General features: G+C 46.0%; 25 protein-coding genes, 1 pseudogene and 1 riboswitch. Of the genes and pseudogenes, 16 read left to right on the top strand and 10 right to left on the bottom strand.

Features of this window, described 5'->3' with window-relative positions:
* Positions 1–4: 4 nt before the first annotated feature.
* From MTN95_RS12240 to MTN95_RS12230, 3 genes are all read right to left on the bottom strand, one after another.
* Positions 5–454, bottom strand: coding sequence for a GNAT family N-acetyltransferase (locus MTN95_RS12240; protein ID WP_248338309.1), 450 nt, complete (start codon positions 452–454; stop codon positions 5–7).
* Positions 455–552: 98 nt separating this feature from the next.
* On the bottom strand, positions 553–2,391 hold the full coding sequence (locus MTN95_RS12235) for a bifunctional homocysteine S-methyltransferase/methylenetetrahydrofolate reductase (RefSeq protein ID WP_105953748.1): 1,839 nt from the start codon (positions 2,389–2,391) through the stop codon (positions 553–555).
* A 90-nt stretch (positions 2,392–2,481) separates the two neighbouring features.
* Positions 2,482–2,600, bottom strand: a riboswitch (SAM riboswitch).
* A 107-nt stretch (positions 2,601–2,707) separates the two neighbouring features.
* Positions 2,708–3,199 carry a YajQ family cyclic di-GMP-binding protein gene (locus tag MTN95_RS12230; RefSeq protein WP_044156433.1) on the bottom strand — a complete coding sequence of 164 codons (492 nt, stop codon included), beginning with the start codon at positions 3,197–3,199 and terminating at the stop codon, positions 2,708–2,710.
* 98 nt (positions 3,200–3,297) lie between these two features.
* Between MTN95_RS12230 and MTN95_RS12225 the strand changes: the two are divergent.
* Positions 3,298–4,196, top strand: a pseudogene (locus MTN95_RS12225) (CvfB family protein).
* A 53-nt stretch (positions 4,197–4,249) separates the two neighbouring features.
* Here MTN95_RS12225 and MTN95_RS12220 read toward each other — a convergent pair.
* From MTN95_RS12220 to MTN95_RS12210, 3 genes are read right to left on the bottom strand one after another with little or no spacing between them, the layout of a single operon-like run.
* A complete protein-coding gene (locus MTN95_RS12220) occupies positions 4,250–4,834 on the bottom strand; it encodes a sporulation delaying protein family toxin (protein WP_248338305.1) in 585 nt (194 codons plus the stop codon).
* Complete coding sequence (locus MTN95_RS12215; protein ID WP_248338303.1) at positions 4,831–5,766, bottom strand: sporulation-delaying protein SdpB family protein; 936 nt, start codon at positions 5,764–5,766, stop codon at positions 4,831–4,833. The genes MTN95_RS12220 and MTN95_RS12215 overlap by 4 nt, the downstream gene beginning before the upstream one ends.
* A complete protein-coding gene (locus tag MTN95_RS12210; RefSeq protein WP_024120883.1) occupies positions 5,751–6,287 on the bottom strand; it encodes an SdpA family antimicrobial peptide system protein in 537 nt (178 codons plus the stop codon). Before MTN95_RS12210 ends, MTN95_RS12215 begins: the two co-directional genes overlap by 16 nt.
* Positions 6,288–6,468: 181 nt before the next feature.
* Between MTN95_RS12210 and MTN95_RS12205 the strand changes: the two genes are divergently transcribed.
* The 4 genes from MTN95_RS12205 to MTN95_RS12190 all read left to right on the top strand — a co-directional run bounded on the left by MTN95_RS12205 (position 6,469) and on the right by MTN95_RS12190 (position 9,460).
* Positions 6,469–6,816, top strand: coding sequence for a PadR family transcriptional regulator (locus MTN95_RS12205; protein ID WP_010333707.1), 348 nt, complete (start codon positions 6,469–6,471; stop codon positions 6,814–6,816).
* Complete coding sequence (locus MTN95_RS12200; RefSeq protein ID WP_105990577.1) at positions 6,813–7,400, top strand: HAAS signaling domain-containing protein; 588 nt, start codon at positions 6,813–6,815, stop codon at positions 7,398–7,400. Before MTN95_RS12205 ends, MTN95_RS12200 begins: the two co-directional genes overlap by 4 nt.
* Positions 7,401–7,419: 19 nt before the next feature.
* On the top strand, positions 7,420–7,713 hold the full coding sequence (locus tag MTN95_RS12195; protein ID WP_024120885.1) for a DUF3784 domain-containing protein: 294 nt from the start codon (positions 7,420–7,422) through the stop codon (positions 7,711–7,713).
* Between the two features lie 124 nt (positions 7,714–7,837).
* Positions 7,838–9,460: a M4 family metallopeptidase gene (locus MTN95_RS12190; protein ID WP_248338301.1), complete on the top strand. Its 1,623-nt coding sequence runs from the start codon at positions 7,838–7,840 to the stop codon at positions 9,458–9,460.
* Positions 9,461–9,502: 42 nt separating this feature from the next.
* Here MTN95_RS12190 and MTN95_RS12185 read toward each other — a convergent pair whose 3' ends face one another.
* Positions 9,503–10,357: a DegV family protein gene (locus MTN95_RS12185; protein ID WP_227598273.1), complete on the bottom strand. Its 855-nt coding sequence runs from the start codon at positions 10,355–10,357 to the stop codon at positions 9,503–9,505.
* Between the two features lie 138 nt (positions 10,358–10,495).
* Here MTN95_RS12185 and MTN95_RS12180 point away from each other — a divergent pair, with 138 nt between their 5' ends.
* Entirely contained in the window at positions 10,496–11,338 is an 843-nt protein-coding gene (locus MTN95_RS12180) for a YitT family protein (RefSeq protein WP_024120888.1), read from the top strand.
* An 18-nt stretch (positions 11,339–11,356) separates the two neighbouring features.
* Positions 11,357–11,812, top strand: a complete 456-nt coding sequence (locus tag MTN95_RS12175; RefSeq protein ID WP_312842977.1) for a BsuPI-related putative proteinase inhibitor — start codon at positions 11,357–11,359, stop codon at positions 11,810–11,812.
* 30 nt (positions 11,813–11,842) lie between these two features.
* Here MTN95_RS12175 and MTN95_RS12170 read toward each other — a convergent pair whose 3' ends face one another.
* The 3 genes from MTN95_RS12170 to MTN95_RS12160 all read right to left on the bottom strand — a co-directional run bounded on the left by MTN95_RS12170 (position 11,843) and on the right by MTN95_RS12160 (position 13,110).
* A complete protein-coding gene (locus tag MTN95_RS12170) occupies positions 11,843–12,040 on the bottom strand; it encodes a DUF3813 domain-containing protein (RefSeq protein WP_003224518.1) in 198 nt (65 codons plus the stop codon).
* Positions 12,041–12,193: a hypothetical protein gene (locus MTN95_RS12165; RefSeq protein WP_181185655.1), complete on the bottom strand. Its 153-nt coding sequence runs from the start codon at positions 12,191–12,193 to the stop codon at positions 12,041–12,043.
* Between the two features lie 104 nt (positions 12,194–12,297).
* Positions 12,298–13,110 (bottom strand): Cof-type HAD-IIB family hydrolase, encoded by an 813-nt coding sequence (locus MTN95_RS12160; protein WP_248338299.1) that lies wholly within the window; start codon positions 13,108–13,110, stop codon positions 12,298–12,300.
* Positions 13,111–13,229: 119 nt separating this feature from the next.
* Here MTN95_RS12160 and MTN95_RS12155 point away from each other — a divergent pair, with 119 nt between their 5' ends.
* The 9 genes from MTN95_RS12155 to MTN95_RS12115 all read left to right on the top strand — a co-directional run bounded on the left by MTN95_RS12155 (position 13,230) and on the right by MTN95_RS12115 (position 21,061).
* The gene (locus MTN95_RS12155; protein WP_248338297.1) at positions 13,230–13,997 is read left to right on the top strand and encodes a prolyl oligopeptidase family serine peptidase; all 768 of its coding nucleotides are present in this window, start codon (positions 13,230–13,232) and stop codon (positions 13,995–13,997) included.
* Between the two features lie 63 nt (positions 13,998–14,060).
* The gene (locus MTN95_RS12150) at positions 14,061–14,369 is read left to right on the top strand and encodes a metal-sulfur cluster assembly factor (protein ID WP_003224525.1); all 309 of its coding nucleotides are present in this window, start codon (positions 14,061–14,063) and stop codon (positions 14,367–14,369) included.
* Between the two features lie 63 nt (positions 14,370–14,432).
* Positions 14,433–14,603: a YqaE/Pmp3 family membrane protein gene (locus MTN95_RS12145; RefSeq protein ID WP_003224527.1), complete on the top strand. Its 171-nt coding sequence runs from the start codon at positions 14,433–14,435 to the stop codon at positions 14,601–14,603.
* A 61-nt stretch (positions 14,604–14,664) separates the two neighbouring features.
* Positions 14,665–16,095, top strand: a complete 1,431-nt coding sequence (locus tag MTN95_RS12140) for an FAD-binding oxidoreductase (protein ID WP_248338295.1) — start codon at positions 14,665–14,667, stop codon at positions 16,093–16,095.
* The gene (locus MTN95_RS12135; RefSeq protein ID WP_044156416.1) at positions 16,095–16,634 is read left to right on the top strand and encodes an MFS transporter; all 540 of its coding nucleotides are present in this window, start codon (positions 16,095–16,097) and stop codon (positions 16,632–16,634) included. Before MTN95_RS12140 ends, MTN95_RS12135 begins: the two co-directional genes overlap by 1 nt.
* A 204-nt stretch (positions 16,635–16,838) precedes the next feature.
* Positions 16,839–17,876 carry an N-acetyl-gamma-glutamyl-phosphate reductase gene (gene argC, locus MTN95_RS12130; RefSeq protein WP_248338293.1) on the top strand — a complete coding sequence of 346 codons (1,038 nt, stop codon included), beginning with the start codon at positions 16,839–16,841 and terminating at the stop codon, positions 17,874–17,876.
* Positions 17,877–17,895: 19 nt separating this feature from the next.
* On the top strand, positions 17,896–19,116 hold the full coding sequence (argJ, locus tag MTN95_RS12125) for a bifunctional ornithine acetyltransferase/N-acetylglutamate synthase (RefSeq protein ID WP_106022360.1): 1,221 nt from the start codon (positions 17,896–17,898) through the stop codon (positions 19,114–19,116).
* A 14-nt stretch (positions 19,117–19,130) separates the two neighbouring features.
* Positions 19,131–19,907, top strand: coding sequence for an acetylglutamate kinase (gene argB, locus MTN95_RS12120; protein WP_044156412.1), 777 nt, complete (start codon positions 19,131–19,133; stop codon positions 19,905–19,907).
* Positions 19,904–21,061, top strand: a complete 1,158-nt coding sequence (locus tag MTN95_RS12115; RefSeq protein WP_227598267.1) for an acetylornithine transaminase — start codon at positions 19,904–19,906, stop codon at positions 21,059–21,061. Before argB ends, MTN95_RS12115 begins: the two co-directional genes overlap by 4 nt.
* Positions 21,062–21,067: the final 6 nt, after the last annotated feature.

The raw sequence follows: 21,067 nt of genomic DNA, 5'->3' as shown, positions 1-21,067 counted from the left end.
GTCATCACCTGCTTGTTCCTGTTTTTTTGTACATCACAATATGGGTGCCAATGCCGGAAATCTCAAACGGCTCGCCAAGTTCTTTCCAGCCAAGCTTTTCATAATAGCCTTTCACATGGTATCTTGCGTTGCACCAGACCGCCTGCACGCCCATATCGGCCAGCTTCTGCTCCGCGTATGTGATCAGTGTGCTTCCGGCTTTTTGATCACGGTATTCTTCGAGCGTTGCCATGCCTCTAAGCCGATATGCGGGTGAATCAGTCAATAGTGGCTGATTCTCGGGAGAAAAGGAAGCGATGCTGATCAGCGTTCCTTCAAAAAAAGCGCCGAGATGGAAAGAGCCTTCTGCTTGATCCTGTTCATATTTGCATTGTTCAATTGATTGATGGGGACGCAAAATGCGGTGCCGGATTTCATATGTATCCTCTGCGGGAATGGTTTTCACTTCAAGCATGATGTTCCTCCTCTTATGTGATTTATTTTCTATATCGTAACACGAATCGGGTTTGAAAAAGACTGCCCAATTGGTTCGGACAGTCTTAGAAAGCGATGTTAATGCAAATAAATATTCTGACGCTGTTCATCTTTTTGCTTAATGTAAGAAGTAAGTTCCGAGGTCAGGTCGGATCTGAGAAAAGGCGTGATTAAATAGATGCCGTTAAACAGTTCGCAGGCAGTATCCAGCAGGGAGCGTGCAATCGCAAGGCCTTCCGCCTTTTGTTTCTCTTTATCTTCGCCGGCGCGCGCCATTTTTTCGCGGATGGAATCGGACAGCTTGATGCCCGGAATTTCGTTATGGATAAACTCAGCGTTCCGGCTGCTTGTCAGCGGCATAACGCCGATATAAATCGGAGTCTTCAAATGCTTTGTTTCATTATGGATATCGACAAGCTGCTGCTCTGAATAGACGGGCTGTGAGATAAAATAATCGGCGCCGCAGTCTATTTTTTTCTCCAGCCGTTTTACGGCTTTATCGAGATGGCGGACGTTTGGATTAAAAGCAGCGGCCACTGAGAAATTGGTTTTCTTTCCGAGCGGTTTTCCGGACAGAGACAGCCCTTCATTGAACTGTTTAATCAGCCTGATTAAATCAAAGGATGTTAAATCATAGACAGACGTTGCACCCGGGAAATCACCGATTTTAGAAGGATCGCCGGTAATCGCCAGCACATCATGCAGCCCTAATGTGTCGAGTCCCATTAAATGTGACTGGAGGCCGATAATGTTTCGGTCCCGGCATGTAATATGGACAAGAGACCGCATATCGAGCTGCTGCTTGACAAGGGCGCCGCAGGCAACATTGCTGATCCGCGGGGTTGCCAGTGAGTTATCGGCGAGCGTCAGGGCATCGATTCCCGCTTCTTTTAATTCAGCAGCGGCGGACAGAAATTTGTCAAAGCTCAATTTCTTCGGCGGGTCCAGCTCAACAATAATTGAGCGCTTTTCCGCAGCAATTTCATTTAATCCCGGCTCTGTCCGTTCGTGCTGAACAGTCACCAATTCCTTTGCCCGAACCTTTACATGCTTTTCCGTAACGGGGGCGAGTCCGCCCACAGCCTCTGCCATAGCCCGGATGTGGTTTGGCGTGGTGCCGCAGCAGCCGCCGATAATCCGCGCGCCTTGCTTGCGGAACTCAGCCGCGCTGTTTTGAAAATACGTGTCGTCAGTTTCATATACGAGCCGGCCTTCTTCGAGAGAGGGGAGGCTGCTGTTCGGATAGACAGATAAAAACACGTCATCAAAAATCGGCACTTCACTGAGCGCTTCAATCATGTGGTAAGGGCCGAGCCGGCAGTTAATGCCGACGATATCGGCACCGAGATCCGCAACCGAGCGCAGCGCATCAGAAAGCGGCGTTCCATCCTGAAGTACGCCCTGCTCATGCATGGATACATTCAGCATAATCGGAAGATCGGTTTCTTTTCGGGCAATTTTCAGCACTGCACGGGCTTCTTCCAAATCATAATACGTTTCTAACAGCAAACCGTCCGGCTCTTCATGCAGCAGTAAATACAGCTGTTCGCGAAAGCTTCGTTTGATTTCGTCAAGGCTGTACGCATTTTTGTTAAACGTGCGGATGCCGCCCATCGTCCCGAGCACATACGCATCGCCGGCGGAAGCCCGCGCGATTTTTACAGCCTCCTGATTCATTTTTTTGATGTCATCTTCAAGGCCGTGTCTCGATAATTTAATATAGTTCGCTCCGTACGTGTTGGTTTGAATGATGTTTGCTCCCGCTTCGACATAGGCTTTATGTATACGCTGAATTTCCTCAGGTTTTGAAAGATTAAGCTCCTCAAAGCACCTGTCTATTCCGAAGGAGTAAAGCAGCGTGCCCATTGCACCGTCACCGATTAACACCTGTTTCTTCAAATCTTCTAAAAGTCCCATTGTCTGCCTCCTTTATTCACATTCAGCAAGGAAAAAAGAGAAATAAAAAAAGTCCTCTTAAGAAGAAGACTTTGTCAGTGATATTGTCTCTTCTTATCTTCCAAGCTGTTCGAGCTTGCTGGATTTAGCACCTTGGTCATGGCAATTGCGCCATTACACCGGTTGCTGAAGCTTCGTCGGGCCAGTCCCTCTGCTTCTCTTGATAAGAACGGATATGAAATTTTACATGTTCAGGGGCTGCCAAAAGATGCCTGGCATTTTCCCTTTCTCCAAATTTACCGAAAATAAAGACAATAATCAATAGGAATCAGAAAATTTATCTGAAATTTATAAATTGAACGTCAATAGGGAGATCAGCACCTCGAACTGCTGCGATGACCTGCTGAAGATCATCCTTGTTTTTTCCGGTGACACGCACTTGATCATCCTGCACTTGAGATTTTACTTTCAGTCCGGAGTTTTTGATGATGGTATTGATTTTTTTGGCGTTGTCTTTGTCAATCCCTTGAACAAGCTTTGCGCGCTGGCGTACGGTGCCGCCGGACGCGTTCTCAATTTTGGCGTAATCAATGTTTTTTGTCGGCACGCTGCGCTTGATCAATTTGCTGACAAGCACATCCTTGAGCTGGCTTAATTTGAATTCGTCATCGGAAACAAGAACAAGCTCTTCTTTATCTAATGAAATGTCACTTTTGCTCCCTTTGAAGTCATAGCGTGTGCTGATTTCCTTCAGTGCGATTTGAATCGCGTTTTGCACTTCAGGGAGTTCCACCTTGGATACAATATCAAATGAACTTTCTTTTGCCATATGAAAACCTCCATAACATTTAACTTATGTGTTGATTATAGTAGAATAAAGAGAAACTTCCAACAGAACAAAGAATCAATTTGTGATGATTGGAAAAAATGTTAACAAGATCCGCAGTGAAATCAGCGGGAAGAGGAAGGACGATAGCATGAGACCAGGGCAGCAGTTAACCTTGAGTATAGATCACGAAACTGACTTCGGTTACTTTTTAACCGATGGAGAAGATACGATTCTCTTACATAACAGTGAAGTGACAGAGGATATAGAAGACAGAGATGAGGTAGAGGTCTTTATATACGTTGACCAGCAGGAACGGCTCGCAGCAACGATGAAAATTCCGGTCATCAGCGCGGATGAATACGGTTGGGTAGAGGTAGTGGACACGGTAGAGGATATGGGCGTATTTGTCAATGTCGGCCTCTCAAAAGACGCGCTTGTCGCAACAGAGCATCTGCCGCCGTATGAAGATGTTTGGCCGCAAAAAGGGGATAAGCTCTACTGTATGCTGAAGGTGACGAATCGGGGGCGCATGTTTGCCAAACCCGCACCAGAGGATATCATCAGCGAGCTGTTTACGGACGCTTCAGACGACCTGATGAATAAAGAGCTGACCGGAACGGTGTACAGGCTGATCGCTTCAGGATCGTTCATCATTACGGATGACGGAATCCGCGGTTTTATTCATTCATCAGAAAGAAAAGAAGAGCCAAGACTCGGCTCAAGAGTGACAGGACGAGTGATTCAAGTGAAGGAAGACGGCTCAGTGAATATGTCGCTTCTTCCGAGAAAGCAGGATGCGCTGTCTGTTGATGCCGAGTATATTCTAACGTATTTAAGAACGAGAAACGGCGCCATGCCGTACAGCGACAAAAGCCAGCCTGATGATATCAAAGAACGTTTTAACATGAGCAAGGCTGCCTTTAAACGGGCGCTTGGCCACTTAATGAAAAACGGAAAAGTGTATCAGGAAGACGGCTGGACATACGAGAAAAAATAGTGCATGAAAAAGGCTCGCCTGCAGCAGAACTGCGGAGCGAGCCTTTTTTAATTCTAATTTAATTCATCAACCAGCGTTCTGATTGCCATTTCGCGATCCACATTGTCTGAAATCGCGATCGGCGTAATATCAATGGCAAGAATGACAAGAATCAGCGCACCGGCTGCGGCAACATAAGAAACATAATAGAAATAGTTAGCGGTATCGACCGTGTTGACGAGCTCGGCTTGAACTCTGGACGTATCATCCTTGGACGCGGCGATGTCCTTTGCAACTTCTACTTTTTCTTCAACGATTTGACCTGCTTTTTTCAGCAGTTCATCCACCTTCATTGCATCTTTGCTGTAAACAGCTTTCTTCAGATTGTCAAAAAAGTCAGCATCCTCTTTTTTGATATCAGCAACAACCTGATTGGCAAAAGCCTTTGCCTGTTTTGTGTTGAGCTTGTCAGTCATGGCTTTATTAAATACCTCTGGAAGCTTTTTGCCCACTTCACCCTGAGCAAACACAAACCCTTTAAAAATCTCTTCACCTGAATACTCAAGCTGCTTCGCCTGTGCTACACTTTCCTGCTGCTTCACCAAAAACACTGTTGTCACCAATACAACCGACAAAAATACAAGAAACGCCTTCTTCAAACTGAAACCTCTCCCTTCTTTTCTTTTTTATTCCACTTCAGTCTGCGTATATATGTAAATTGAAACGTGGAATCAATTGGAGTGAGATACAATATCAAAATGCCGGCCATGATGAGTGAAAAGCTGATTAAACCCAGCATAACCGCGAATATCTCATGCATAAAAACAGCGATGATTAAAATCAATCTCCAATGCTTCTTCGGCGCGAACAGTGCCGCAAAGATGACAATCTGAACGAGAAGCGTCCCCCATGTCGGAATCACCACAAACGGACTTGATACAAACGGCTTCGTTAAAGCCTGGAAAAAGCCGTTGAAGCCGATGGTTTTTTCATGGGCGAAATAATAGACGGCCGTTCCGTCCACCCATTCCTGCTGAGACAGCTTAGCGACAGTAGAGTGGAAGTAAAGCACCGCTACTTGGAGTCTGATGACAAAATAAGAAATAAAAGCTGTGATTTTTCCAATTGTTCTTTGGCCCTCTGGATCATCAGGCCTTCTGCTCCAATGCCATTTTCTCGGGTCAGTCAGCGTGATAGGAATCAGCAAAAATGTGATAACCGCGGCTGCCTGCTCGCCTCCGTCGATGACAATTAACGACGACTGCAGGCTGTAACTGACATACCAATGGAGAATCCCGGTGATTCTGGGGCGCCACCCGATCACAACAAGCACCAGAATGGCAATACAGACCCACCTGAACAGATTTAACATCATATAGTTATTTTCGCCGAGGCAAAAGAGACTGAGATTCATTTTACAAGCAGGGTAACTGTTGATTCCGCTGGCTGGCTTCATAATGAGGCTCGGATGATTAACAAGCAGCGTCAGCAGGCTGGATAAAGCAATAATGCTTCGCGCGAGTCCGTATACATTTGTCCACGGGTTTTTTTTGTCCCATCCGGTGATGGTCTGTTTTATGTTTTCGAGCATGAGATCACAACCTTGACTATGCTTTTGACCTGATAAGATGAAGCGGTGTATTTAGAATAGCTCCATGGAACGATGTCCTCTTTCGTCAAATAATAGCTGCCGCAAAGCAGCGGGCGGGGCGCCGGTGTTTGCAGCTGAACGGTTTTGGCTTTGCTTTTGCAGGCACTCAGGTCCGTTTCTTTACATTCTGTCCACTGTTCCTTTCCGACTTGGCTGTAGATCACGCCCATTTCTACGCCCTGCGATCGCCCATAACGGTACAGGCCGAATAGATTATCAGCCCTCATATTAGGCCATCTGACCTTGGCGCTGGCATCTCCATCTTCATATAAGCCGATGGCGGTATCGCGGGGGTTTTTGCTGAAAAAGCCCCAGCCTTGAGGAATGACGCTGGACATGAGAAATTTGGAGTCCTTTGTCAGCGGAATCGGGGTTGTCCCTAAGCTGCCAATGATGGAAAACAGAAATAAAGACCCCCAGAGGACTGAAAAAATGATAAAAAATGATATCGATTTCTGCATTCGACTGCTCCTTTTTAAACTGAAGAAATTCATTTTTCTTACTTTTCATAATATAAAAACATTTTTGTAATAAAAAGGTTAAAAAGTATGAGAAATTCCATTTTTGTTAATGGGAAAAATAGGACATTTTTCATAGCTATATGTCATTGATATATAGTGATTTTTTCGATATATTTAAACCATGAAAACGAATCAAATTAACGACCGCTGGATTGTTCAATTTCGCAAAGGGATTTTCGAGCTGGCCATTTTATCCCTGCTGCGCTCAAAACCGATGTATGGTTATGAGCTGACATCGTCCTTAAAAACAACCCCGGCACTGGCTATTTCAGAGGGTGCGATTTATCCGATTTTGAAACGGATGACGGAGAAGGACTGGGTCGAATTTTTTTGGCAAGATTCTTTGGACGGCCCGAAAAGGAAGTACTACAAAATGACGCAAAAAGGAGAAGAGATGTTAAAAGAACGGCTGGAGAAGTACCTGGAAACCCATCAAGCTTTATTGTCTTTATCGGGGGATTTGCTATGAATGCACAGCACATCATTGACCGCTATACGGAGGAACTAAACGCTGAGCTGGCGAATATGCCTGAAGTAGAGAGAGAAAACACGATAGCCGAATTGAAGGGCCATTTAACCGCTTTTGTACAAGACAGAATGAATGCCGGCCATAGTGTAGAGGATCTGCGGGAAGCTGTCGAAAATGAGTTTTCTCATCCGAAAGAGCTTGCCGAAGCGATGATGGGTGAAGGGAAGGAACAGAAACGGAGGGGTTCTGTGTTAGGAAAAAGCGGACTTTCAGTTTTTCTCATTGCTGTAATCATACTCCTGCCGCTGCTGCCGCCCTCATACAGATATGTGCCATTGGCTCTTTATTTGGCGGTGCTCGCAGGCTATGTGTGGAAGCGTAAGAAGTTAATGATGTTTGCGGGCGTAAGAAAGAACAAAATGCGCTCTCAACATGAGATTGTTACGATTTCTAGGGTCGGTGCGGGTTATCTGCTGTTTTTGGCTGTTCTGCTTCTTGTGCAGCCGTTCATCAATGCGTTCGTCGTCCTTCTGCTGATTGTGGTTAGCTGTGCCGCTTTTTTTCTTTATTTAAACGTCAAGTAATGTTGTAGGAGGCTGTAATATGGAGATCAGCATCAATTATCTATTAATTGTCATTTCGCTTTTATTCTTTGTGGTAGCCTATTTTGTCGGGATCAAAAAACAGACGTGGATGCTGGCGGGGTTTAATGAGGCACGTATCCGGGATAAGGATCGGCTGGCCAGAATAGCAGGCTACTTTTTCTTGAATTCCGGTTTGTTCATTCTGCTGAACAGCTTTATCTCATTTCAAGGCCAGGAGCAGCTGATTCCGCCGCTTATTTTGGCATATGGCGCAGGGGTTATTATTTACGTGAATAAAAAACTGGTAGAATAGGAGCTGAAGGACGGAGCGAAACCTCTGTCCTTCTTTCTTTTTCCTGAAAATAGGAACGAAGCACCACATACAAGTTTCGGTTTTTTTGTTAGGATGAACGAAAAAACAGGAAGGATGTGGTGTTTTGCGTACACTGTTCAAAACATCTCTGTTTATGGCCGGCTTATGCACGGCGGCTCAATGTGTTTTTGCATCAAATGCCTCAGCAGATCAAAGCATCAAATACGACCATACGTATCAAACCCCTTCATACATCATCGAAAAATCACAGCCATCATGGCAGCCAGCTCAAAACCTAACGCAGAAAGAAGCGCTATTTTCATATCTGGACAAGCAACAAACCTATTTTAAGCTCAAAGGAAACGCGAACAGCCATTTTCGCATTTCCAAAACAATAAAGGATTCAAAGACAAAACAAATATTTTTTAAATTAGAGGAAGTGTATAAAGGGATTCCTGTTTACGGCTTTGGACAGGCGGTCGCGATGAAGGAAAACAAACAAGTGAAAAGTTTCTTCGGGAAGGTGCACCCGCAAATAAATGACATATCTGTCACACCGTCTGTATCTAAGAAAAAAGCCATACATACAGCGCGCCGTGCGCTTGAGGCCTCCATTGGAAAAATCGAGTATGTTGACGGAGAACCGAAAGCCGAATTATATATTTATCCGCACGAAGGCGCATATGATCTTGCCTACCTTGTGAGACTTTCGACGTCTGAACCTGAGCCTGGATATTGGCATTATTTCATCAATGCCAAAAGCGGAAAGGTCATCGATTCTTTTAATGCCATTCATGAAGCAGCCGGTACGGGGATCGGCGTATCAGGAGAAGAAAAAAGCTTTGAAGTAACTGAACAGAATGGGCGTTATTATTTGGCTGACGAAACAAGGGGAAAAGGGATAAATACTTTTGACGCAAAGAACCTGAACGAAACCTTGTTTACCCTTTTGTCTCAATTGATCGGGTATACAGGCAGTGAAGTGGTCAGCGGCACGTCCGTATTTCATGACCCGGCGGCTGTAGATGCCCATGCAAATGCACAAACCGTTTACGACTATTACAGCGGCACGTTTGGCCGCCATTCTTTTGATCAAAACGGCGCGAGAATTACGTCTACCGTACATGTGGGAACACAGTGGAACAATGCGGCGTGGAACGGTGTGCAGATGGTGTACGGGGATGGTGACGGCGCTAAGTTTAAGCCGCTGTCCGGATCGCTCGACATTGTGGCGCATGAAATGACACACGCGGTCACCCAGTATTCCGCAGGCCTTTTATATCAGGGAGAACCCGGCGCGTTAAACGAATCCATTTCTGATATTATGGCGGCGATGACAGACCGGGATGACTGGGAAATCGGCGAGGATGTATATACGCCGGATGTACGCGGGGATGCTTTACGTTCATTAGACGACCCTTCCAAGCAGGGGAATCCGGATCATTATTCAAACCGGTATACGGGCACAGAGGATTACGGCGGGGTGCATATCAATTCGTCGATCCACAATAAAGCGGCATATCTTCTCGCAGAAGGCGGCGTGCACCATGATGTGCGGGTTGAGGGGATCGGGCGTGAAGCTTGTGAGCAAATTTATTACCGGGCTTTGACATATTATGTAACGCCTTCTTCAGACTTCAGCATGATGAAGCAAGCGGCAATCGAAGCTGCCAATGATTTATACGGTGAAGACTCGAAGCAATCAGCTTCTGTCGAAAAGGCATATGACGCAGTCGGAATTCAATAAAAATGAAAAAACAGCCAGGGCTTTTTTAGCCTGGCTGTTTTTTTATGATCTACCGAGAAAAAATATGGCCAGTGTGCCCGGCCCGGAATGGGATCCGACAGCAGAGCCGATGGAGTGCATGATGATGTCTTTCGGCTTGAACGCGTCTTCGATCAAGTGTTTCATTTCATTGGCTGTTCCTTCGTTAGCGGCATAGCTGATTCCGACGGTTTGTTCGCTCCAATTGTCTCCTCGCTCTTTCATTAATTCAATAATCCGTTTGAACAGCTTTTTCTGTCCGCGGATTTTTTCAAGAGGCACAAGCTTGCCGTCCTCCATATGAAGAAGCGGTTTAATATTGAGCAGACCGCCGACAAAAGCGGACGTTTTTGAAATTCGGCCGCCCCGGGCGAGGTACGTTAAATCATCGACTGTAAAAATGTGCTCAAGCTGTGCGCAAAAGCTCTTTACAGACGTTTCAATTTCTTGTATTGTATTTCCGTTGATACAGAGTTCGCGTGCATGCCGGACGGCCAGACCGCACCCTAATGAAGCGCATTTGGAATCAATCACCCGCAAATCAAAATCGGGGAATTCTTCCTTCACTTCATTGGCGATCATGACGGCTGTCTGATAGGTGCCGGAGAGTCCTGAGGAAAAAGCGATGTAAAGTGCGGGCTCTCCTGTTTCGGCATATTGCAAAAATACATTTTTAATTGTTTGCGGTGAGGCTTGGGACGTCTTTGGCGCTTCCCCATTTTGCATCGCTTCAAATATTTGTTCCGAATGAATCGTGACTGCATCTTCATATTCTTTGTCGCCGAGAGAAACCCTAAGCGGGATAAAGCCAATGCCGTTTTCCTCAAAATAAGAACGAGGCAGATCAGCGGCGCTGTCAGCGATGAGATGAACTGTCATTTTGCTTCCCTTCTTTCCGTTTATCGCTCGTCATCATGTGATTTAAGCCAACTATATCATATTAATTTGTCAAAATCGTGTTCAAATATTTGTTTTAAGGGAAAACATAATAAAGAAGAATGAGCGGAGGAACATGCCATGGTACTAGATCAAACAAAAAAATTACTCATCGTCATCATCGGGGCCTTACTTAATGCGGCCGGGCTGAACTTATTTCTGATTCCGGCAGATGTATATGCCAGCGGATTCACGGGTGTCGCCCAGCTTTTATCAAGCGTCGTTGACCAATATGCCCCTTTTTACATATCGACGGGAACGCTCTTGTTCCTCTTAAATATTCCGGTCGGTATTTTAGGATGGCTGAAGGTCGGCAGATCGTTTACGGTGTACAGCATTTTGAGTGTCGCACTGACCACATTGTTTATGGGAATCCTGCCGGAAATGAGACTGTCTCATGACATCCTGCTGAATGCGGTATTCGGCGGCGTGATTTCCGCGGTCGGAATCGGTTTAACATTAAAGTACGGCGCTTCGACAGGCGGCCTTGATATCGTCGCTATGGTGCTGGCCAAGTGGAAGGATAAACCCGTCGGCACGTATTTCTTTATTCTGAACGGGATTATCATTCTGACGGCAGGATTATTGCAAGGTTGGGAGAAAGCTTTATATACCCTTGTTACTTTGTATGTGACAACGAGGGTGATCGACGCGATTCATACCCGGCACATGAAGCTGACAGCAATGATTGTGACGAAAAAAGCGGACGAAATCAAAGAAGCCATTTATGGAAAAATGGTGCGGGGCATAACGACTGTCCCAGCCAAAGGAGCTTTTACAAACGAGCAGAAAGAAATGATGATTATCGTCATCACGAGGTATGAATTGTACGATTTAGAAAAAATCGTAAAAGAAGTGGACCCGAAAGCATTTACAAACATTGTCCAAACGACCGGGATTTTTGGTTTCTTTAGAAAAGACTGACGAAAGCAGGTGGAAGTCGTGAAACGGCTGCTTGTGATGCTCTTGCCTGTGGTGCTATTAATAGGCTGCGGGAAAAATGAGCAGACAGAACCCGATAAGGAGGTATCAGGCGGAATGGAGAATCAAGAGGTTGTTTTATCTGTTGACGCAATTCAGGAGCCTGAACAAATCAAATTTAACATGTCACTGAAGAACCAAAGCGAACGCAGGGTGGAGTTTCAATTCAGCACGGGGCAAAAATTTGAACTTGTCGTGTACGATTCAGATCACAAAGAAAGATACCGTTATTCGAAAGACAAAATGTTTACACAGGCTTTTCAAAACCTGACGCTTGAACCGGGAGAAACCTATGATTTCACTGATGAATGGAAGGAAGTACCGGAGCCGGGAACATACGAGGTGAAGGTGACATTTAAGGGCAGAGCGGAGAATCTTAAGCAGGTCCAGGCTGTTCAGCAGTTTGAGGTCAAATAATAGGCTATGGCGAATCGCCATAGCCCTTTTTTATTGCAATTTATCCAGTTGATCTTGAAATTGATGAAGCTGTTGACGCTCCGCATCTGTCGAATTGGCATACGCAGAAGACACAGCATTTTTGGCCCTCAGAATCGCTTGCTCCTGATCGCCTTCTTCAAAGCCGTTTGTCACCATGACAGCCTGTTGAACAAATGATTTCGCCTGCTGAAACAGTTCGTTTCTCATTTAATATTCAACCTGTCTTTCGGCCGAATCTCGTGCCGCGGCATGCTGGTGAGCTTCTTCTAATGTAGCCCGATATGGAAATCTTGCGGCGTGTAGCCCGATGGAGTCTTTACCCTGCTGAATAAACCTTCTGGATTTGCTTCGTTTACCCATTGTGAGACTGCCCCCTTCCATACTTTGACGAGATGAGTCGTCTCCCATAGTATGCTGGGGCGGGTAAAGGTTTATAAGTGGGAAAAATTAAAACACTCCGCTCTTTATATTGAGAAATATTCTTTCAAAAATTGGGCGACCCCATCTTCTTCGTTGGAACCCGTCGTTTTGTCAGCGATCTGCTTGACTGCATCAATTCCATTTCCCATGGCGACGCCGCATCCTGCAAATTCAAGCATTTCCAGGTCGTTATCTTCATCGCCAAAAGCGATGACCCGTTCTCGCGGCACGCCGTAGTAATCGCTGATTTTCTGCAAGCCAATCGCTTTGTTCATGCCGCTTTTAATAATCTCAATCACATGCCACGGGGCTGCCCATCTTCTGTGATCAATCACCTCGGCGTGCACATCTGTTAGATAAGCGCGTATCTCTGGCACATCTTCCTCTTTCGCATGGATGAGCACAGATGTGACATCCTCACCGAGATTTTCACGCAAATCGCCTACGGTGACATTTGTTGTGTTCATGTTAAAGGCATCAATCAGATGCTCATCATGATAATGGAAGTACACATCATCGATGACTTCAGCAAGTATATTATGTACATTGTAGGTCTCGCTGATATCCACAAGCTGTTTGACAACTTGAAGCGGCAGTGAGGTATGATACCGTCCCCAGCTGTCATCTTGCGGATGGTGGACAAACGCTCCATTGAAATTGACGATCGGCGTTGTCAGATTCATCTGCTCATAGTACATGGAACTTGAACGGTACGGCCGGCCGGTGGAGATGCAGACGTAATGTCCGTCATTTTTTAGGCGCTGTATCGTTTGAAGGGTGTTTTCTGATATTGTTTTATCGTCCTTTAATAATGTTCCATCTAAATCTAATGCGATTACATAGGGTTTTGTCTCCATGAAAAGCTCCTTTAACCTTAGATTTTACGTGAGTTGCCTTAATTACAGTGTAGCTTTTTACCATCTTTATTGTCTACATGTTACACTTATGATTATGGTTATCCTAAGGAGGGGACATTGTGATTCAAATTGAAAATCAAACCGTTTCCGGCATTCCGTTTTTACATATTGTAAAAGAAGAGAACAGGCACCGTGCCGTTCCTCTTGTTTTCTTTATACATGGCTTTACAAGCGCAAAGGAACACAACCTTCATATTGCTTATCTGCTTGCGGAGAAGGGCTTTAGAGCCGTTCTGCCGGAGGCGCTGCACCATGGTGAACGGGGAGAGCAAATGGCTGTTGAAAAGCTGGCCGGCCATTTTTGGGACATCGTGCTAAACGAGATTGAAGAGCTTGAAGTACTCAAGAACCATTTTGAGAAGGAAGGCCTGATAGACGGCGGCCGTATCGGGCTTGCGGGTACATCAATGGGCGGCATTACAACGCTTGGCGCCTTAACGGTTTATGACTGGGTACAAGCCGGCGTCAGCCTGATGGGAAGCCCGAATTATGTCGAGCTGTTTCAGCAGCAGATCGACCACATCAAATCTCAGGGCATCGATATCGATGTGCCGGAGGAAAGGGTGCGGGAGCTCATGGAGCGCCTTAAAGTGCTGGATCTCAGCCTTCAGCCGGAGAAACTTCGCCAGCGCCCGCTTTTATTTTGGCATGGCGTTAAAGATCAAGTCGTGCCTTACGCGCCGACCCGGAAATTTTATGACACGATTAAATCTTATTACAGCGAGCAGCCGGAACATCTCCAGTTTATTGCGGATGAACGAGCCGATCACAAAGTGCCGCGGGCCGCTGTGTTAAAAACCGTTGAATGGTTTGAAACGCATTTATAAAGCACAAAGGTGTAAACACAGGCCGGATTTACGTTATACTGTAGAAAAAAGGAGTGAGGGAATGTGGAAGAAGCATTAAAAGAAAACATTATGGGCGCCCTGGAACAGGTTGTCGACCCTGAGCTTGGCGTTGATATCGTAAACCTCGGGTTAGTATACGATGTTGATATGGATGAAGACGGCTTAACGCACGTCACAATGACACTGACGTCAATGGGATGCCCTTTAGCGCCGATTATTGTTGATGAAGTGAAAAAAGCGCTTGCGGACATTCCGGAAGTGAAAGAGACGGAAGTTCACATTGTGTGGAATCCGCCGTGGACTCGGGACAAAATGTCAAGATATGCAAAAATCGCGCTTGGCATACAATAAAACAAAAGAGGACAGCCTTACTGTGAGGCTGTCCTTTTTACAGCTGAAAAGGAGTGAAGCAAAATGATGTACCTGCTTGCCGTTCTATGCCCGCCGCTTGCTGTTTTGTTTACGGGAAAGCCATTTCAGGCACTTCTCAATCTCATATTGACATGCATCTTTTGGCTGCCGGGCGCCATTCACGCTTGTTTTATCGTGGCTGACCGCCGCGCTGAAAAACGGGCAAGACGATAATCTGGAAAAAAGAGGACGCAAACATGGTATAATGGCCATAAAAAACAGCAGGGAGAGCGCCATGAAAAAGAAATTGCTTGCATTCGCGCTGTGCACCGGTGCGTATGCGGCCCTGTTTGCGTACTCTGTTCACTCAGAGCAAAAAAGCGGCTCCAGCGAGATGACCGATGTCAGCCGCTTGATGCCGGTGAAAATTAAGCAGACGGTGAAAGGGCAGGAAGAAAATAACCTCATTGACACAGTCAAAGAGGCCAATCGAAAAAACATAAAAATCTCAATAGCCGGAACCCAGCATTCGATGGGCGGCCATACATATTACGAGGACGGCATCGTTCTCGACATGACAGGCTACAACAAAATCCTCGCTTTCGATAAAGAGAAAAAAACCATCAGGGTCCAAAGCGGGGCGACGTGGAATGACATACAGAAATACGTAAATCCATACGGGCTTGCGGTAAAAGTCATGCAGTCACAAAATATTTTTACAATCGGAGGATCTCTCAGCGCCAATGCCCACGGGCGTGATATCCGCTATGGGTCGCTGATTGATACAGTCAAATCATTCCGTCTTTTAAAAGCCGACGGCACAATTGTCACCGTCACTCCAAAAGATGACTTATTTTCAGCAGTCATCGGCGGGTACGGTCTTTTTGGCGTGATTCTCGATGCTGAGCTTGAATTAACGGATGACGAGCTGTACGTCATGCAGACGGAAAAAATGAACTACAGTACATACGCTGACTATTTTACAAAGCATGTCAAAGGCAATCCCGGTGTCCGCATGCACCTCGCTCGCATCTCAACAGCAGAAAAAGGATTTCTGAAAGACATGTATGTCACAAATTACGTATTATCAGACGAGCAGGATCAGCTGACATCTTACAGCGATCTCAAAAAGGATGAGCATACACAGGTGACGAAATTCGCGCTCGGCCTGTCAAGACGGTACGGGTGGGGCAGAAACTGGCTGTGGAACACCCAGCAATCCTATTTTCTAAGCCAAAATGGAACAAAGATCTCACGGAATAACGTCATGCGGTCAGAATCAAAATTTCTCGAATACGAAAACAATGAAAATACAGACGTGCTGCAGGAATACTTTGTGCCGGTGAAGGAGTACGCTTCCTATATTGATGACCTGAGACAAACGCTGTCACACGAAGACCTGAATCTGCTTAATATCACGATCCGGTATGTGCAAAAAAACGAAAAGGCCGACCTGTCTTATGCGAAGGATGATATGTTTTCGCTCGTGCTTTTAATCAACGAGGGCTTTTCAAAAGAAGACCAGGCTGACGCTGCGAGAATCATCAGGCGCATGACAGACGTTGCGCTCAAACACGGAGGAAGCTATTATCTGCCGTATATGACATATCAGACAAAAGCGCAAATGAGACAGGCGTATCCGAAAAGCGAAGCGTTTTTTCAGAAAAAAAAGACGTATGATCCGGATGAGCGGTTTATGAATTACTTTTATCAGAGGTATAAATAATGGGGAAAAACAAATTAAAATGGCTGACACTTTCACAAAGCAGCGTGTTTTTCGCAAGCAGTTTAATCTTTCCGTTTTATATTCTGTTTGTGAAGAATATCGGCTCAAGCTACACGCAGTTCGGGTTTTCCTACGGATTATTCGGACTGAGCGGAGCGCTCATTTACCCGCTCCTCGGCCGGCTTTCTGAAAGGATCGACAGCCGCTATTATCTGCTTGCGAACTCATGGGGCATGGCGGTTCTGCTTTTGTATGTCCCGCATGTAAACAGCGTTCTTCAAGTGTACATCGTGCAAGTGCTGTTAGGTCTCTTTGGGGCGATGCAAAAACACGGAGAAAAAGTATTAATCGCCGACTTTACAGACACCGGGGAACGCGGAAAAAAGATTGGGAATTATCATTTTTGGACCGCTGTTTTTTCAGCGGCTGCCATTATGCTCGGCGGTTTTCTCGCCGACTTTTTTACGGTGCAAATGATTTTTTATACAAGCTCTATTCTATATTTTCTGAGCGGATTGATGATGATGAAAACAGGCTGACACGGTCAGCCTGTTTTTTTATGCAGCTGTAAATGGCGCCGGATCAACAACTTGAAGCGATTTATGCCTGCTTTTTATGAGCAGGTTTTTTTATTGAACAGAAAATTTATAAATGAATAAAAATATTAAATATACGATTGAATTAATTTTTATTCATGTTATAATGTTAAATAATTTCACAAAGACCAAGAAGGTGAATTCGTTTTGAAAATAGGAATTGTAGGCGCTACGGGTTATGGAGGCGCCGAACTTGTCAGGATTCTTACACATCATCCTCATGCAGAAGAATGTATACTTTATTCATCCAGCGGGGAAGGAAAGGTCTATAGTAATGCTTACCCTCATCTTACCGGCTTGGCTGGGCAAAAGCTCAAGCCCATTGATATGAATACAATCAAACAGGAAATCGATGTCATGTTTCTTGCTGCGCCCCCGGGAGTATCAAGTGAACTGACTCCGCAGCTTGCAGAGGCGGGAATTCCGGTTATTGATCTGTCAGGTGATCTGAGGATCCAAGAGCCTGCTGTATATGAAAAGTGGTATAAACGGACAGCGGCACCAAAAGAAACAATTCAAGAGGCGGTTTACGGTCTTTCGGAGCTGAATCAAAGGAACATTCAGCAGGCGAAGCTCATCGCCAATCCGGGGTGTTTCCCGACGGCTGTGCTTCTGGGCCTCGCGCCTTTGGCTCAACAAAAGCTGCTTGATGAATCGTTCGTTATCGTTGATGCGAAAACAGGCGTTTCCGGTGCGGGGAGGAAAGCATCCATGGGAACCCATTTTTCTGAGCTTAACGACAATATTAAAATTTATAAAGTAAATGAACATCAGCACACCCCTGAGATTGAACAGACGTTAAAAGAATGGCAGCCAGGGTTGAAGGCTATTACATTTTCTGCTCACTTGGTTCCGATGACTAGGGGAATCATGGCTACAATGTATACGCAATTAACATCTGACCTATCTGCAGAAGATCTGCACGATTTATATTCGGAATTTTACCAAGATTCATATTTTGTGAGAGTGAGGCCAAAGGGTCATTTCCCGCAAACGAAGGAAGTGTTCGGCAGCAATTTCTGCGATGTATCCGTTACCCTCGACGAAAGAACGAACAGGGTCACGATCGTATCGGTAATTGATAATCTGATGAAGGGTGCCGCTGGGCAGGCAGTACAAAATTTCAATATCATGAATGGCTGGAACGAAGAGACAGGTCTTACCATGACACCAATTTATCCATAGAACAGGAGAGAATCGAACCATGATTCAGTTGAGTGAAGATCAAATAGTGAAAGTAAAAGGCGATGTATCCTCGCCAAAAGGATTTCAGGCAAAGGGCGTGCATTGCGGGCTGCGCTACTCGAAAAAAGACCTTGGCGTCATCATCAGCGAGACACCGGCAGTGAGTGCGGCAGTTTATACGCAAAGCCACTTTCAGGCGGCTCCGATTAAAGTCACACAGGACAGCTTAAAGCATGGATCAGCTCTGAAAGCAGTCATTGTCAACAGTGCCATTGCCAATGCTTGTACAGGGGAACAGGGCTTAGAGGATGCATACAAAATGCGGGAGAGCCTCGCTTTACAGCTGGGTATTGAGCCGGAGCTTGTCGCCGTTTCTTCAACTGGTGTCATCGGCGAACATTTAAATATGGAAAACATTCAGGCCGGCATCGAGCTTTTGAAAGAAACGCCTGCGGGATCTGGAGATTTCGAGGAAGCGATTTTAACGACAGATACCGTCATCAAGCAAACGTGCTATGAACTGACAATCGGCGGTCAAAAAGTCACCATCGGCGGAGCGGCTAAAGGCTCCGGAATGATTCACCCAAACATGGCAACGATGCTGGGGTTTGTGACAACAGACGCGGCAATCGAAGAAAAAACGCTGCAAAAAGCGCTCCGCGACATCACTGACGTCTCTTTTAATCAAATTACAGTTGACGGAGAAACCTCTACCAATGACATGGTATTGGTCATGGCAAATGGCTGCGCGGAAAATGAGTGCCTTACGGAAGATCATAAAGACTGGCCGCTCTTTAAAAAAGCGCTTCTGATGGCTTGCGAAGATTTAGCTAAGGAGATTGCCAGAGACGGAGAAGGCGCGACAAAACTAATCGAAGCCCAAGTAAAAGGGGCGAAAAACAATCTTGATGCAAACGTAATTGCCAAGAAAATTGTCGGTTCGAACCTCGTAAAAACCGCTGTATACGGAACAGACGCGAACTGGGGGCGCATTATCGGGGCTATCGGGCACAGCGCGGCTCAGGTGAAGGCTGAAGAAGTAGAGGTTTATCTCGGGGGCCAATGCCTGTTTAAAAACAACGAGCCTCAGCCATTCTCTGAATCTCTCGCGAAAGAATATCTCGAAGGAGATGAGATTGCCATTGTCATCAAGATGCATGAAGGAGACGGGAACGGAAGAGCATGGGGCTGTGATCTGACCTATGATTATATCAAAATTAATGCGAGCTATCGCACGTAATAAAGGGGAGCGCAATGAAGAAAACAATCGTTTTTAAATGCGGGGGAAGTGTCATCCGTGAGCTGTCGGAAGAATTTTTTCAAAACCTGAAAGAATTGATGGAATCAGGATGGAAATTGGCAATCGTGCACGGCGGCGGACCGGAAATCACACATATGCTGAAACGGTTAAACATCAAAACAGAATTTGCAGGCGGACAGCGGAAAACAACCAAACCGGTATTGGAAGTCGCTGAAATGGTACTGTCCGGCTCAGTGAATAAATTTTTCGTTGCCGAGCTTGCAAAACACGGGCTCCGGGCTGCGGGAGTGTCCGGCAAGGATGGAGGCCTTCTCGAAGCAGACTATCTTGATCCGGACACATACGGGGAAGTCGGAGAAATTAAAAAGGTTAATGCCTCTATGGTAAACGCGCTGATGGATGAAGGCATTATCCCGGTAATCGCGCCCCTGTCCTTGACGAGCGATTACAAAACACTGAATGTCAATGCTGATCTTGCGGCTTCGGCAGTCGCCGGGGCGCTGAAAGCTGATAAGCTGATGTTCGTCACAGACGTGGAAGGAATTATGAAGGAAAAACAGCGTCTCGACATCCTGACCCCTGAGGAAATTCAGACTCTCATTAAACAGGAAGTGATCACAGGCGGGATGATACCAAAGGTCAATTCAGCCTTGTCAGCATTATCGGATCAAGTATCAGAAGTGATGATCGTAAATGGAAAAGGATCGTTTTTCTCAGATCAAACATTTCAAGGAACAAAAATCGTCAAAGCAAAGGAGGCTGTTTCATGAGCAGCTTGTTTCAAACGTACGGACGGTGGAACATTGAGATAAAGAAAGCGAAGGGAACTTGCGTTGAGGATCAAAACGGCAAAACATACCTCGATTTCATTCAAGGGATTGCGGTTTCCAACCTAGGCCACTGCCATGAAGCGGTCACAGAAGCGGTCAAAAAACAGCTCGACAGCGTATGGCACGTATCCAATCTGTTTGAAAACAGTCTTCAGGAGCAAGCGGCACAGCAGTTAGCAGCAAACAGTGCCGGAGATCTCGTTTTTTTCTGCAACAGCGGAGCGGAAGCGAATGAAGGCGCGATTAAGCTGGCGCGAAAAGCAACTGGAAAAACGAAAATCATCACGTTTCTTCAATCATTCCACGGCCGCACCTATGCAGGGATGGCAGCTACCGGACAGGATAAAATCAAAACAGGCTTCGGCCCGATGCTGGAAGGCTTTCACTACCTCCCGTACAATGATCCTGCCGCTTTTGATGCTCTTGGGGAGGAAGACGGCATAGCCGCGGTAATGCTTGAGACCGTACAGGGAGAAGGCGGAGTCAATCCGGCCAGTGCAGAATTTTTAACAGCCGTACAGTCATTTTGCAAGGAAAAGCAGGCGCTTCTGATCGTAGATGAAATTCAGACCGGTATCGGACGGACAGGAAAAGGCTTCGCATACGAACACTTCGGCCTCTCACCTGATATCATCACAGCTGCAAAAGGATTGGGGAACGGCTTTCCAGTCGGTGCGGTAATCGGCAAGAAAGAGCTGGGAGCAGCGTTTACTCCTGGATCTCACGGAACGACCTTCGGAGGGAATATGCTGGCGATGGCCGCCGTCAATGCAACATTGCAGGTTGTATTCCAGCCTGAATTTCTGCAAGAGGCTGCTGATAAGGGTGCGTTTTTGAAAGAACAGCTGGAGGCTGAACTGAAGAGTCCTTTTGTGAGGCAAATCCGCGGCAAAGGATTAATGCTTGGAATTGAGTGTGATGGGCCGGTTGCAGACATCATTGCTGAATTGCAGACATTAGGGTTGCTCGTACTGCCGGCCGGACCGAACGTGATTCGTCTGCTGCCGCCGCTCACCGTGACAAAGGATGAAATAACAGAAGCCGTCAGTAAGCTGAAACAAGCGATTGCTCAGCATACCGCTGTCAATTTGTAATTTTTT

The sequence above is a fragment of the Bacillus sp. 2CMS4F genome, assembly GCF_023161785.1.
GTDB classification, from domain to species: domain Bacteria; phylum Bacillota; class Bacilli; order Bacillales; family Bacillaceae; genus Bacillus; species Bacillus halotolerans.
This window is presented reverse-complemented; position numbering and strand designations above follow the sequence as displayed.